The organism is Fictibacillus sp. 7GRE50 (genome assembly GCF_015903875.1).
Lineage (GTDB): Bacteria > Bacillota > Bacilli > Bacillales > Fictibacillaceae > Fictibacillus > Fictibacillus phosphorivorans.
Window position 1 is genome coordinate 413,278 of sequence record NZ_JACZDW010000002.1, and the last position, 12,755, is coordinate 426,032.

A 12,755-nucleotide genomic window follows, 5' to 3' on the forward strand; every position below is an offset into this window, starting at 1 on the left:
TATTATCTGCTAGGGTTAGAAAGATGCACATTCTGTTCAGTCTTAATTTCTTCAGGAATATGAGTTGGTGCGTTCGGTACTGTCCGTTTTCTCTGATCAAGGATTTCAGACGAATAGAGTTTAATGACTAAAGTTCCTCCATAGCGCTTAGCCCGGATAAGGATAGGCTGATTGTATTTGTTTTGAAATTGAAAATCGGGTCCATACCAACTGACGGTAGCATCTCTACCCGATGGTACGTATGGTACACGTTTGCTGTGCGAATAACGTTGAACGATTTTTAGTCCTGCACGATCTACAGCATTAAACAATGTGGAGGATACTTGGCAGATTCCTCCCCCAATACCTTCTGACAATTCACCTCTAACGATGATTGGTGCTCTCATGTATCCTTTTGCAGTCGTTCGTCTGCCTACCACTTGGTTGAATGAAAACGTCTCATTTGGAAAAACAACATGACTATCAAGCGCATTGGCAGCAAGCTCAATATTTGTTGTTCGGCTCTTATTATTTGAATTGAAGTATGTAACGTATTGCCCAATCTGCTGATTTTTAATATGCGCCAGTACTTCCGTATCGACTTTAGGATAAATATTCATTTCTGGTACATCTATCACTTTGGGTCCGTTTTCAAAAAAATAGGTGTAGAACTTTTCTCGAAATAATTTCCGATTTAATTTATAACCTACTTGTCCAGGTATGATAGCACCATAATCATTTAATTTAGCGTTAACAGGCGCTTTGTATGATCTCTTATCAAGCAGATCAACAAATTGATTATATTTTGTGTCATCGATCATTGGAAATCCAGGTATAGAGCCTTCGAACTGTTTGCGGCTTACTTCAGCAAGTTTTTGCCCTTCCTGATTTACTATTAAAGTTTCAGCGTTTTGTTGACCAGTTGTTGATAATAAAAGCAGTCCAGCTAACCATACTTGCAACATTTATCGATCACTCCGGTTAATTATTTCTCTTATTCATAAAAACAAAGAGATCACGGGAGCTGACCTCTTTGTTATTTTCATTTAAAATTTTGTTTTCATACTATACTTTTAGTCTTTTCCATTATCTTTCATTCCTGGTGATGGGCTGCTTTTCCCAGGTTGAACACTTGGACCTTGTTTTGAATCTTTTTGTTGCATATCTTGTTTAGGTGCTTGTGGTGCTTGTGGAGTCTCACCTTTTTGTTCTTCCATCTGCTTAGGACCTTCCTGCTCTTGTCCTTCTTCTTGCTGTTGCTGCTGACCTTCACCTTGTTCAATTTGGCCTGCTCCGCCACCTTGGCCTGCTCCGCCGCCTTGGCCTGCTCCGCCACCTTGACCTGCTCCGCCACCTTGACCTGCTCCGCCGCCTTGACCTGCTCCGCCGCCTTGACCTGCTCCGCCGCCTTGACCTGCTCCGCCGCCTTGGCCTGCTCCGCCGCCTTGGCCTGCTCCGCCGCCTTGGCCTGCTCCGCCGCCTTGGCCTGCTCCGCCACCTTGGCGAACTTTAGGTAATTTTAACGAAGAGTAAGCATACAGAATCGATTGATACGTACGAGCGTCAACAGATCCTGTTACAGGTAGTCCGTGACTTTTTTGAAAATACTTTACACCCTTAACCGTTGATGCGTTATAGTAACCATTTATCTTTCCAGAATAACTGCCTAGGGATTTAAGCATGGATTGAATCGCGTAAACATCTGGACCCTTTGCATTCTTCCCAACTGCAGAAGCTGCATTTGAAGTACCTAAAAGTAGTGCTAATGCCAATACAAAAGCACTCACATATTTTGAAATATTCTTTGCATTTTTTTGCCAATACATCTTGTGACATCTCCTTCATGTTTGTTTATTGTTGTAACGCTTTTTAATTTTTCCCAAATTGCATTTTTTATGACCAGTTCTTGCTCAAAAAATAATTTCAATAACTCAGCTTTTGTCGTGCATCTACAGTTGTAGTAACCCCTAAAGTCGCTCATTTGTATTAATGGAAAAAATTACCTAAAACAAAAATGCCTGAATCCGTTAAGATTCAGGCAAAGAAAATTTTATTGTTTTGTTTGGAGAGGTTTTAATTTCGCTTCAATATCCTCACGATGAGGCTCTAAGAACGGAGGTAATGCAAGTGACTCTCCTAGATGTTCCAATTCTTCGTCCGTATCAAAGCCCGGACCGTCTGTTGCAAGTTCGAATAGAATTCGGTTCGGTTCACGGAAATAGAGAGACTTAAAATAAAAACGATCCACAAATCCAGAGTTTGGAAACCTAGATGTTTGTACTTTTTCAATCCAATCACGAAGTTCTTCTTCATTATCTACTCGAAAGGCTACATGGTGCACGCCACCCCGACCAAGTCGTTCTTGGGGAAGGTCATTTCGTTCTTCTACATGAATTTCGGCACCACTTCCACCTTCACCCGTTTCTAATACAACAATATCAGTTTGACCTGCCACTTCAGGTGAATAGCTTCCCTTTTTCCGAAAACCTAATAGTTCTGTTAGCACTCCAATAGTTGGTTCAGCTGCAGGAACTGTTAACCTAACAGGTCCAAGACCAACAATTGCATGTTCTTTTGGTGTTGTACTCTTACTCCAAGGCTGACCACCTGCAACGCCTCTGTTGTTTTCATCAGAAACTAAGATCATCCTCTGACCTTCAGGATCTCTAAACGCCAGTGTACTTCGACCTGCCCGATCTTTAATATCTTCTGTTTCGATTCCATGATCCTTTAAACGACCCTGCCAATAGTGAAGAGCATCATCATTATTTACGCGAAGCGAGATAGCGGAAATGCTGTTGTTTCCATCATGGTTTCTTCCAGCCATCGGAATTTCAAAAAACGTAAGCTCCGTTCCTGGATTTCCTTTCTCATCACCATAAAACAAATGATAAACGCTAGTGTCATCCTGATTTACAGTTTTCTTGATCAGTCTTAATCCCATTACTTCTGTATAGAACTTAAAGTTTTCAGGTGCTTTTGCAGTAAGCGCAGAAACGTGGTGAATTCCTTTTAAATTCATGATTAACCTCTCTTCTATGCCATTTTCCCCTATTATCTCCCTTTGCTATAAAAATGCCCAATAAAATGCTTTGACACGTACTTATGAACGTAAACCTGCTGAGGAAGAAAAAGGTTTGGGACAAAAAAGGAACCCCTAATATAGGAGTCCATTCGAGTCTATTCTACAACCAAATAATGCATACTGAACCAGTTCTTATCATCACACCATACTTTTTTAGGTGTGAACCCACACTCTCTTGCCATATTTTGAAACTCTTCAATTGTAAACTTATAAGAATTCTCAGTGTGAATAGTCTCACCTTCAGTAAAGAAGACTTTTTCATTACCAATGGTGATCGTCTGATCTGACAAGCTAACAAGGTGCATTTCAATTCTGCCTTTGTCTGCATGATAAAAAGCATGATGCTGAAATTTTTCAAGGTCAAAGTTTGCCAAAAGTTCTCTGTTCAATCGGTTTAGTAGGTTTGTATTGAATTGACTTGTAATCCCTTTACTATCATTGTAAGCAGCATTCAAAACAGCATGATCCTTTTTCATATCTACACCGATCAATAGGCCGCCATCTGGCTGAAGAAAATCGGCTGTCATCTTTAGAAAATTCATTCTTTCTTGTGGCTCAAAGTTTCCAATAGTAGATCCAGGAAAAAACACAGCTTTCCGTTTAGATGTGAGCTCTGGTAGCTCAAACTTATCCGTGTAATCGGCAGAAACCGCATGAACGTCCAGATGAGGATATTCTATAGAAAGCGCTCGTGCTGATTGATACAGAAAATCTTTTGAGATATCAATCGGTACATATTCTTTAAGTTCAGGCATCGCCTCTAGAAGCGTCCTCACCTTTTCACTGCTGCCACTTCCAAACTCTACGAGTGCTGTATCCCTTCCAATTGCATTGGCCATTTCATCTTTAAATTTATTTAATAGAAGCAGCTCCGTTCGGGTCGGATAATATTCCGTAAGCATCGTAATCGCTTCAAACAGCTCAGAACCTTTTTTATCATAAAAGTATTTGGGTGAAATGAACTTCTTTTCGCTTTGGAGTCCATGTAGTACCTCACTATACATATCTGTTTCAGGTTCGTTTCCAATATGATAATGAACATTCGATCTTACCGTTTTCATGAGAGGTCCCCCGCTAAGCGAATTCCGCTGAACTGCCATCTTTTATCTGCTTGAAAAAAGTTGCGATAAGTAGGTCGAATATGCAGCTTTGATGTTACACACGATCCACCACGCAGAACGATCTGATTGCACATGAACTTAGCGTTATATTCTCCGAGCGCACCCTCGAGTGGTTTACTTTGAGGATAAGAAGTGTAAGGACTACTGGTCCATTCCCATACATCTCCAAAAGCTTTTTTTATTGGTGATTTTGAATAAGACTCACCGACAACCGGATGAAACGATTCATCCTCAACAAAGTTCCCTTCTATTGGGATGGAACTCATTGCATGCTCCCATTCTGCTTCTGTTGGCAGCCTTTTTCCACTCCACCTAGCAAAAGCATCCGCTTCATAAAAACTTACGTGGCAGATGGGTTCATCAAGATTTAATTTCTTTTCACCTGTTAACGTGAACGTGTACCAACCATCCTCGGTTTTACGCCAATAAAGGGGATGTTTCCATTTTTCTTTTTTGACTGTTGCCCAGCCATCCGACAACCAATGCTCTGGCTGCTCATATCCACCCGCTTCAATAAAAGAAAGATATTCTCCGTTCGTAACTGGATGGGAAGATATCTGATAAGCATCCAACCAAACCTTGTGACGCGGCCGTTCATTATCAAATGAGAACCCCGTTTCTGCAAAACCGATTTCAACGAGTCCCCCTTCAAACTTAATTTCAGTAACTTGCGATTTTTGATCTGTATTTGTTGATTTGTTTGAGAGTGAAGGTTCTGTGTACGATGGCAGCATCGGATTGCAGCTGAAGTTATATTTTACATCTGTTAATAGAAGTTCTTGGTGCTGCTGTTCGTGTTGAAGACCGATCTCGATCAAATCTTCAACCTCTTTAGGGAGCTGATCGCCATAGTCCCTAAGCAGACTCAAAATTTCTTCGTTAACATAGTTCCGATAAGCATAGACTTCATCCATTGATGGCCTGGACAATACGCCCCTAGAATGTCTAGGATGATAAGAACCGATCGTTTCATAGTAGGAATTAAAGAGGTAATCGAACTTTGGATTAAAAGGAACGTATGAAGGATTCTTTTCTTTTAAGATGAAACGTTCAAAAAACCACGTCGTGTGCGCAAGGTGCCATTTTGGTGGACTCACATCTGGCATCGCCTGAATAATCGTATCTTCATTTTGTAGCTTTGATGCCAGTTTTTCAGATAATGACCTAATTCCCCTGAATTGCTCACATAATCGTTCCACTGCTACTTGATCGATGGCCATAAATATCCTCCCTTTATTAGCTGTTGCTTTCTACCACATTGCCTTCTGTCGGAATAGGATGTTCTTTTAATAGCTTTGCAAAGTGAATCAGATTGTACGTCATTATTTTATTGTGCTGCATCGTAAAATCATTTTTGTTTCCTTCCGCTTCAATGTAAGAAGGTCCTGGACCTGCTTCACCAACCCAATATGTATCCACATTTGGTGGTAGTGTAAATCCAATATGAGACAGGCCATATAGAATGGATGCACTCGCGTGTTTCGCTCCATCCTCATTACCTGTCACAACTACACCTGCCACCTTGTTATAAAATATATATTGGCCTTTTTCGTTTGTCATACCACTCGCACCGTACAGCCTCTCGATTGCTTGTGTTGCTAAGCTGCTCTTTTCACCAAGCCATAGAGGTGTTCCGATAATGAGGATATCAGCCGCCTTCACTTTTTCAAAAATCTCAGGCCACTCGTCGCCATCACCTTCATCTGCCGTAACACCATGTGCGATTCTGTAATCAGCAAGCCTTACCATCTCTGTATCTATGTTGTTCTTATTAAAAATATGCACCGCTTCGTTCATCAAACTTTCCGTATTGGAGACTTCTTCACCACTTTTAAGAGACGCATTAAGTAGTAGTGCTTTAATCACAAGCTTGTCCCTCCTTGTTAAAAACCATATTAAAGTATAAATAGCCTAAAATTAGAAAATTAAAACAATTTAAACGAATTCTTAACATGAACGGTTTGGTTTTAAGATTTTGTTGAGATTTTATTCTAATGGGGGGTTAGTTGTGTCTGAGGAGTACAATATCAGGCGAAGTGTACATGTAGAAAGTACACCCATGAATGTGATTTAGGTGCGGCGGGATAATTAAGTCGGAATCAGTAGTAATTAAGTCTAATCTGCTAATAATTAAGTCTAAATCAAAATAATTAAGTCTAAATTGAAAAATATAGACTTTTCGACAAATCCTGATACATCTCTTCTATCTTTTTTACCTAACAAAAAAAGAGAGCCTGTGAAAAGTAGGCTCTCATCTAACAGTATTAATCTTTTAAAAACTTACGATCGAAAATGAACGGGCCAAACGGCAAGACAGAAGAAACTAGCGCCAAGAACGCGCGCATGATCGGCCACTTCTTCACGTTGTACACATAAAGGATGACGAGAATATAGAGAACGAACAATAGACCATGAAGAGCACCAACGATTGATACGGCCATCGGCTGATCTAAAAAATACTTCAACGGCATGGCGATGAAAAGAAGGATCAAGAACGAAGCACCTTCAAGATAACCTACTGTTTTTAACGTTTTTATCGGATTCATAAATGAATATACCTCCATTATCACATAATGACGATTCTATCTTTAGTTTTATCATAAGTAGGTAGAAGTTAGACTTCCAAACCATAACTATTGTGTGAACAAATGAATAAAAGAAAAATAGTTTGGGGTCAGACCCCAAACTATTTTTCTTTTCCTTCGCTTTTCGTTATTCCACTAGGGTGTTTGCTATATTCTCACTATGTAATACAGCTACTTTACTTTTTTAGTCTATTTTTCATATCTGCAATGATCTCTTCGTACGGCGTATTCTCTACTCCATCATATCTAGAAACTACTTTTCCTTCTTTATTAACTAAGAAAAATGCAGTCGCATGAATGAATTGATCTGAGTTAGGATCAGCTACTACAGGTGTTTTAAATGAATCTCTTGCTAACTGTTCAATCTGTTTCTGTTCATAGCCTCCAAGAAAGTGCCAGTTGGAGAAGTCTGCGTCATAGTTCTCACCAAACTTCGTTAATGCTGAAGCATCATCTCTTTTTGGATCGATAGAGAAAGAAACAAATTCTACGTCCACATTCTCTTCTTTCGCCATTCCTTGAAGTTTAGCCATATGTGCAGTCATCGGCGGGCAAACTGTTGTACAGTTCGTGAAGATAAAATTTGCCATCCACACTTTTCCCTTTAAGTCTTCCAATCCAAATTCAGCATCGTTTTGGTCTTTGAAAGAAAACGACTGAACGTCCCAGTCTAATGACTGAGACGTCTCCTTGCTTTCGCTATTATGTTGTTCGTGGTTCTTATGATTCTCGTGTTCGTCCTTTGATCCGCCTGAACCGCATGCTGATAAGATTGCCATCGTCAGCACTAGACCGAAAATTATCATCATTTTTTTCATAATAAGTTCACCTCTAATAAAATTTATATTATGATAGCCAAGCCTGTAGCGGCTTTACTCTTGGTATAACAAAACGATCAAGTAAGAATACGAAGACGAAAGATATACCTGCAAGTGGCATAACAATACCTGTTATGACCATAAGGAAAATGATCCACGGCTTTAATTTTTTGTCAGATTTTTTTGGCACTCCCAATTTCCCGGAAGGTTTACGCTTCTTCCACATGATAAGTGAGAAGATGACAATTGCAACTAAGCCTAGAGCAGCTATTGCTCCTAAAAGCTGATTAGCCAGACCAAAGTAATGACCTTCATGCAGTGCGATTCCGATTGAAATAGCTTTAGCCATCCATCCGTAATCGCTAAACCTTACATCCTCTACGATATCACCGTTATACTGGTTAAAATAAACGGTAGCTTCATTTTCAGGTTTATCTCTTGAAGAAGCAACAGTAAATACTCCATCTTCTCCTACTGGCATTGAAATCGTGAAAGGCTTTTGAATCTTGTTCTCTTGAGCTAGGTACATCACTTGATCAACAGAGAGTGATCCGTCATCTTTTTTTGATGCTGGAGCAGGATTGTTCTCCGTTGCCCAGGGTATATCTTCTGCGATCTCATCTGTCGTCTTTTCTGCTGTTGGTGCCATGAATGCATAAGTTGGATATCCCGCTTTTGCATTCGTCGCCAACTTGTTGATCTGTTCTCCCATCACACCTGACCACGGCAGACCCGTTACGATAAGAATTAAGATCATCAGTGATAGCCAGAATGCAGTAACTGCATGAAGATCTCTCCAGAACATGCGGCCATTTTTCTTCAGACGAGGAAAGATCGTCCCCATGAATGTCTTTTTGTTCCTTGGCCACCAAATATAAAGCCCCGTTACTAAAATGATGATCGTCCAACATGCAGCCAGTTCAACGAATCTATTGATGAATGTTCCACCAACGATCCATTCACTGTGAAGTTTAGCAACAACGTTTTTGAAATGATCTTCATCTAGAATCGTTCCGGTTATTGACGCTGTGTATGGGTTTACATATACCTGTGTAACAACGTCATTTTCGATCACTTTTACTAAAGTAGCTCGATTATCTTCTTTCGGAAGTCTGACAGAACCTATTTCAGCTTCTGGGTACTCTGCTTTAACGGTGTCGATCTGCTGTGAGAGCGGAAGAGATTGATCGCCTTTTTGAACAATAATCTTGTCTTTGTAGATCATCGTCTCAATTTCAGCTTGGAATAAATATAGTGCGCCACTTATGGCAAGTAAGATTAAAAAAGGTGCAAAGATGATTCCGCCATAAAAATGCCATCTCCAAAAAGTTTGATAAAGACTATTGGATTTTTTCGATGGATTTTCATTGTTTTCTGGTAACTTATAAGCTGTTGCTTGCATAATTATTTTCTCCTTATTCGTACTCAATATGGAAAAGTATAAACAACAAGCATGAAATGGTAATCACTCTAAAGGGTGATTACGAAAATAAAAATGTGTCAATTGTATGACATTGGAAGTTAAACGATTCCATTGTCGTAAGCATAACTCGCTAATTGTACACGATTTTCTAGATGCAGTTTTCCTAGGATGTTCTTCATATGTGTTTTAACGGTATTCTCAGAAATAGTAAGTACTTTTGAAATGTCCTTGTTCGAATGTCCTTTAGCTACCAACTGCAACACTTCCTGCTCTCTTAAAGAAAGAGATTGCTCAGCTTGTCCATCCTTCTTAAATTCCTTCCATATACGAAAAGCCATCTCTTTCGACATCGGTATTTCATCCATCGCATATGCTTTTAATCCGTTCAGCATATCTTCTGTGTTCAAATTTTTGAGAAGGTATCCTTGTGCACCACGCTTTAAAGCTTCAAACCAGTCCGTAATGTCATAAGAAACCGTCATGATGACTACTTTTACGTTTGGAAACTGCTTCTTAATTTCTTTAGTCGCTTCAAAACCATTCATCTTAGGCATAGAGATATCCATGAGAACAAGATCTGGCATAAGAGCTTCAGTCTTCTCTACGGCTTGTATACCGTTAGAGGCTTCACCCACAATTTCAAACTCGGTCTGATCCTCAAGAATCTCTTTGACTCCTTCTCGTGCTAGATGATGATCATCAACAATTAATAAACGAATAGGCTGTGTCGTCATGCATTTTCCTCCTTTTCAACCGTAACCGTCGTTTTTCCTTCCGTACTGGCGATCCTTAGTTTCCAGTCCATAGAATACGCTCTGTCTTGTAAAATTTTCAGACCAAAGCCGTCCGTTGGCTCTTGTGAATCAAATCCTGATCCTTTATCTACAATGGTACAGATCCATCCTTTTGGAGTAGTCGTAGTATTCAACCATACTTCGTTCGTATTAGCGTGTTTTATAACATTGATAATTGCCTCTCGTACACATGCAAACAGCTCAATTTTTTCCTTTGAGGTAAGATCATCGTCTTTTAAACGCCACTCTCGATGAATCTTTAAGTCATGCTGACTCTCCATTTCATTAAAAAATGCATTTAATGCTCGTGTCCACGAAATATCAGCTTCTGCCGGAACGCTACGTAGATTTTGAATAGCACTTCGAGTATCGTCATGAATGTGCTGCAACGTTTTTTTTAACTTATTATACGATTTATCATCCTTACTAAATTCATTACCCAGCTTGTTCACTTGAACAGAGAGAAAAAATAAAGACTGGGCGATGCCATCATGCAGCTCTTTCGCAATTTTTTCCCGCTCTTCTAAGACTGCTTTCTCAGAACGTTCTCTCTGAAGCTCCTGCTGCATTCGCTCTAATCTTCCAAACAAGATATTCAAAAAGTAAAGCGTAACAAGAAATACAATTATGGCAGAGAGCCAGTTTCCCGTGTTCATGGATATATAAGGCAAGAGAACCGTATGTCTAACGTATTCCCATAAACCAACTGAAATCGTTGGAATGAGCAGGATCAACCATTTAATCTGTCTGTATGTCATCTGCCAGACTTCCCTTCATTTCTTACAAATTCTATAAACATAATAAATCATACCATAAAAAAAACCGACGTATTGTACGCCGGTCGATCAACTTATTCCTGCATTCTTCTTCAGTCTTTCAGCAATCTGCATAAAATCTTCATGAGAGATGCCTGGAGCAAACTCTTCTGAGATGGAGCGCAATTCAGGCATTGGGGCACCTTCTGGAGCACCGATTACCGTCTCAAGTGGTCCTCCTAGCGGATGCTGACCAGCCCAGATTAAAGCAATATCTCGATAATCGGTATCACTGAACGTATATAATTTTCGGTGTACGCCTTCTGCTTCAAACTTTCGTGTCGTTTCAAAAGCTGAGTTCTCTAGATCAGGAACTGGCAGCATCTTCTTAATGTCGACGCCTGTAACCATCTCGATCGCTTTTGCATATGCCAAAACATGCACACCACCGCGTACAAGAAGATAGCCGATCATCTCTCGAGCAACAGGGTTACTCGTCATCTCATAAACTCTCATCTTATGTGTTCTGGCTCCACACTCTAAGAAAAAGTTGTGCAGGAGATCAAGGAGTAAGTTTCCGCTGCTGAACACATAATCACCGTTCCAAGCTTTCCCCATCGAATCAAAAGGGAAGGATGTTTGTGCGGTCCCAATAAAATGCTGTGTGTTCCTCTTGTCAGTAGCAGCTGCCATTGGCGCATCATTGACATCACCTGGATGTGTCGTGCCATAGATCATCATATTAATGGTATGTGAAACAAGCTCAACGTGCCCAAATTCTTCTGCAGTAATACTTGAGACGAGATCAAAGAACGGTTTTAATTTCCCTCTTTTTCTAAAGTTAAAAGATTGATACATATAATTATTAAGTGTCGACATCTCACCAAAACGACCGCCTAGCAATTCTTGAACCGCAGCGGCCGCATTCGCATCAGGATTCGTAGGTGTTGGTAGTTCGATCGCCAGCCGGTTATAGCGTTTAAACATAGTGCTCCCTCCTCACGATTGCATGTCGTTTAAGGGTATGTGATGTCAAGATTGTACTATGCTGGTTAATTTTGAATATCGATGAGATGAAGGAAAGGGACAAGATACGAGCACCAACTCCGGAATCGATCATAAATCTCAAGAATCGCTCACAAACCACTTGTATCCCTAAAAGAAAAACCCTTTGCTTAGCAAAGGGTCTCAACTCCCGTTCTTAAAACTTCGGTTTTCCGCCAACTCCCCAATGCTTATTTGGGACCTCTTGGATCAGCACGCGGACTTGTTCTTTTTTTACATCCAATGATTCAGCAGCTGCCACTGTTAATCGTTCCATCAAGGTGCTCAACTGTTCATCTGTTCGTCCTTCTATTACATGCACTTGAATGATTGGCATAACTCTTCACCTATTTCACATATCTCGAAGATAGTGTTACAGATCCTAGACAATCAAACTGTGCAACAATCGTATCATCCATATCAAAAGCAATCGCTTCAGATAATGCCCCGCTCAAAACGATATCTCCTTTTACTAAACCTTCACCACGCTCGGCTAGCTTTTGAACAGCCCAAGCTACCGCTTCTGCTGGATGACCAAGAACTGCAGATCCCGCACCGGTTGTCATAATCTCTCCATTCTTACTCATCACCATTCCGATATTCGCCATATCAAGTTCTTCTGGCCGAACCATCTTGCTTCCTAAAATCAATTTGGCGGATGAGCAATTGTCTGCCACAACATCAGGAAGTGTAAAACGAAAGTCCTTGTAACGGCTGTCGATTACTTCGATTGCAGCTACCACATACTTTGCCGCCCTCATGACATCTGATGCTGTCACATCTTTTCCCATCAAATCCTCACCCATAATAAAAGCGATCTCTGGTTCAGCTTTTGGATGGATGAGACGGTGTTGCTGTAAGGGTTCCCACTCGAATGCGAGCATATCACTCAAAAGATAACCGTAAATCGCTTCATGAACGCCCATCATCTCTTGTTTCGCTTTACTCGTTAGTCCTAGCTTAACTCCTATACGCTTTGTTTGTGTCTTCTCCATGCGTCTTTCGATCAGTTTTTTTTGCATATCGTACGCTTCTTCTAAAGAAAGCTCAGGATATCGGTCTGTTATCTTGACCACTTCTGTAACATCACTTTCCGCTCTTAAAAGATAATCAACCCATTCCACGTTAACCTTATTCGTAACCGTCATCTT

The 12,755-nt window shown here is 40.4% G+C and carries 14 protein-coding genes; all 14 read right to left on the reverse strand.

Annotation, left to right across the window (positions count from 1 at the left end; genetic code table 11):
* Positions 1 to 2 precede the first annotated feature (2 nt).
* The gene (locus IHV12_RS09285; protein WP_197190677.1) at positions 3 to 944 is read right to left on the reverse strand and encodes a VanW family protein; all 942 of its coding nucleotides are present in this window, start codon (positions 942 to 944) and stop codon (positions 3 to 5) included.
* A gap of 108 nt (positions 945 to 1,052) precedes the next feature.
* Positions 1,053 to 1,805, reverse strand: a complete 753-nt coding sequence (locus IHV12_RS09290) for a peptidoglycan-binding domain-containing protein (protein ID WP_197190678.1) — start codon at positions 1,803 to 1,805, stop codon at positions 1,053 to 1,055.
* A gap of 224 nt (positions 1,806 to 2,029) precedes the next feature.
* Complete coding sequence (locus tag IHV12_RS09295) at positions 2,030 to 3,001, reverse strand: ring-cleaving dioxygenase (protein WP_197190679.1); 972 nt, start codon at positions 2,999 to 3,001, stop codon at positions 2,030 to 2,032.
* Positions 3,002 to 3,159: 158 nt separating this feature from the next.
* The gene (gene egtD, locus IHV12_RS09300) at positions 3,160 to 4,125 is read right to left on the reverse strand and encodes an L-histidine N(alpha)-methyltransferase (protein ID WP_197190680.1); all 966 of its coding nucleotides are present in this window, start codon (positions 4,123 to 4,125) and stop codon (positions 3,160 to 3,162) included.
* Positions 4,122 to 5,405, reverse strand: a complete 1,284-nt coding sequence (gene egtB, locus IHV12_RS09305) for an ergothioneine biosynthesis protein EgtB (protein WP_197190681.1) — start codon at positions 5,403 to 5,405, stop codon at positions 4,122 to 4,124. The genes egtD and egtB overlap by 4 nt, the downstream gene beginning before the upstream one ends.
* A 16-nt stretch (positions 5,406 to 5,421) precedes the next feature.
* A complete protein-coding gene (locus IHV12_RS09310; RefSeq protein WP_197128156.1) occupies positions 5,422 to 6,048 on the reverse strand; it encodes a flavodoxin family protein in 627 nt (208 codons plus the stop codon).
* Between the two features lie 401 nt (positions 6,049 to 6,449).
* On the reverse strand, positions 6,450 to 6,731 hold the full coding sequence (locus IHV12_RS09315; protein WP_066391923.1) for a DUF3817 domain-containing protein: 282 nt from the start codon (positions 6,729 to 6,731) through the stop codon (positions 6,450 to 6,452).
* A 215-nt stretch (positions 6,732 to 6,946) separates the two neighbouring features.
* On the reverse strand, positions 6,947 to 7,588 hold the full coding sequence (locus IHV12_RS09320; protein ID WP_231618104.1) for an SCO family protein: 642 nt from the start codon (positions 7,586 to 7,588) through the stop codon (positions 6,947 to 6,949).
* 28 nt (positions 7,589 to 7,616) lie between these two features.
* Positions 7,617 to 8,990 carry a PepSY-associated TM helix domain-containing protein gene (locus IHV12_RS09325; protein WP_197190682.1) on the reverse strand — a complete coding sequence of 458 codons (1,374 nt, stop codon included), beginning with the start codon at positions 8,988 to 8,990 and terminating at the stop codon, positions 7,617 to 7,619.
* A 119-nt stretch (positions 8,991 to 9,109) separates the two neighbouring features.
* Positions 9,110 to 9,745, reverse strand: a complete 636-nt coding sequence (locus IHV12_RS09330) for a response regulator (protein ID WP_197190683.1) — start codon at positions 9,743 to 9,745, stop codon at positions 9,110 to 9,112.
* Entirely contained in the window at positions 9,742 to 10,563 is an 822-nt protein-coding gene (locus IHV12_RS09335; RefSeq protein ID WP_197190684.1) for a sensor histidine kinase, read from the reverse strand. The genes IHV12_RS09330 and IHV12_RS09335 overlap by 4 nt, the downstream gene beginning before the upstream one ends.
* A gap of 87 nt (positions 10,564 to 10,650) precedes the next feature.
* Positions 10,651 to 11,547 carry a manganese catalase family protein gene (locus IHV12_RS09340; RefSeq protein ID WP_197127065.1) on the reverse strand — a complete coding sequence of 299 codons (897 nt, stop codon included), beginning with the start codon at positions 11,545 to 11,547 and terminating at the stop codon, positions 10,651 to 10,653.
* A 214-nt stretch (positions 11,548 to 11,761) separates the two neighbouring features.
* Positions 11,762 to 11,941, reverse strand: a complete 180-nt coding sequence (locus IHV12_RS09345) for a 4-oxalocrotonate tautomerase (RefSeq protein ID WP_197127064.1) — start codon at positions 11,939 to 11,941, stop codon at positions 11,762 to 11,764.
* 10 nt (positions 11,942 to 11,951) lie between these two features.
* Complete coding sequence (locus tag IHV12_RS09350; RefSeq protein ID WP_197190685.1) at positions 11,952 to 12,752, reverse strand: 2-keto-4-pentenoate hydratase; 801 nt, start codon at positions 12,750 to 12,752, stop codon at positions 11,952 to 11,954.
* Positions 12,753 to 12,755: the final 3 nt, after the last annotated feature.

Coding starts and splice junctions, on each gene's coding strand:
- IHV12_RS09295 (WP_197190679.1), bottom strand. CDS start 3,001: ATGAATTTAAAAGGAATTCACCACGTTTCTGCGCTTACTGCAAAAGCA.
- IHV12_RS09315 (WP_066391923.1), bottom strand. CDS start 6,731: ATGAATCCGATAAAAACGTTAAAAACAGTAGGTTATCTTGAAGGTGCT.
- egtB (WP_197190681.1), bottom strand. CDS start 5,405: ATGGCCATCGATCAAGTAGCAGTGGAACGATTATGTGAGCAATTCAGG.
- IHV12_RS09350 (WP_197190685.1), bottom strand. CDS start 12,752: ATGACGGTTACGAATAAGGTTAACGTGGAATGGGTTGATTATCTTTTA.
- IHV12_RS09320 (WP_231618104.1), bottom strand. CDS start 7,588: ATGAAAAAAATGATGATAATTTTCGGTCTAGTGCTGACGATGGCAATC.
- egtD (WP_197190680.1), bottom strand. CDS start 4,125: ATGAAAACGGTAAGATCGAATGTTCATTATCATATTGGAAACGAACCT.
- IHV12_RS09330 (WP_197190683.1), bottom strand. CDS start 9,745: ATGACGACACAGCCTATTCGTTTATTAATTGTTGATGATCATCATCTA.
- IHV12_RS09325 (WP_197190682.1), bottom strand. CDS start 8,990: ATGCAAGCAACAGCTTATAAGTTACCAGAAAACAATGAAAATCCATCG.
- IHV12_RS09335 (WP_197190684.1), bottom strand. CDS start 10,563: ATGACATACAGACAGATTAAATGGTTGATCCTGCTCATTCCAACGATT.
- IHV12_RS09285 (WP_197190677.1), bottom strand. CDS start 944: ATGTTGCAAGTATGGTTAGCTGGACTGCTTTTATTATCAACAACTGGT.
- IHV12_RS09340 (WP_197127065.1), bottom strand. CDS start 11,547: ATGTTTAAACGCTATAACCGGCTGGCGATCGAACTACCAACACCTACG.
- IHV12_RS09290 (WP_197190678.1), bottom strand. CDS start 1,805: ATGTATTGGCAAAAAAATGCAAAGAATATTTCAAAATATGTGAGTGCT.
- IHV12_RS09345 (WP_197127064.1), bottom strand. CDS start 11,941: ATGCCAATCATTCAAGTGCATGTAATAGAAGGACGAACAGATGAACAG.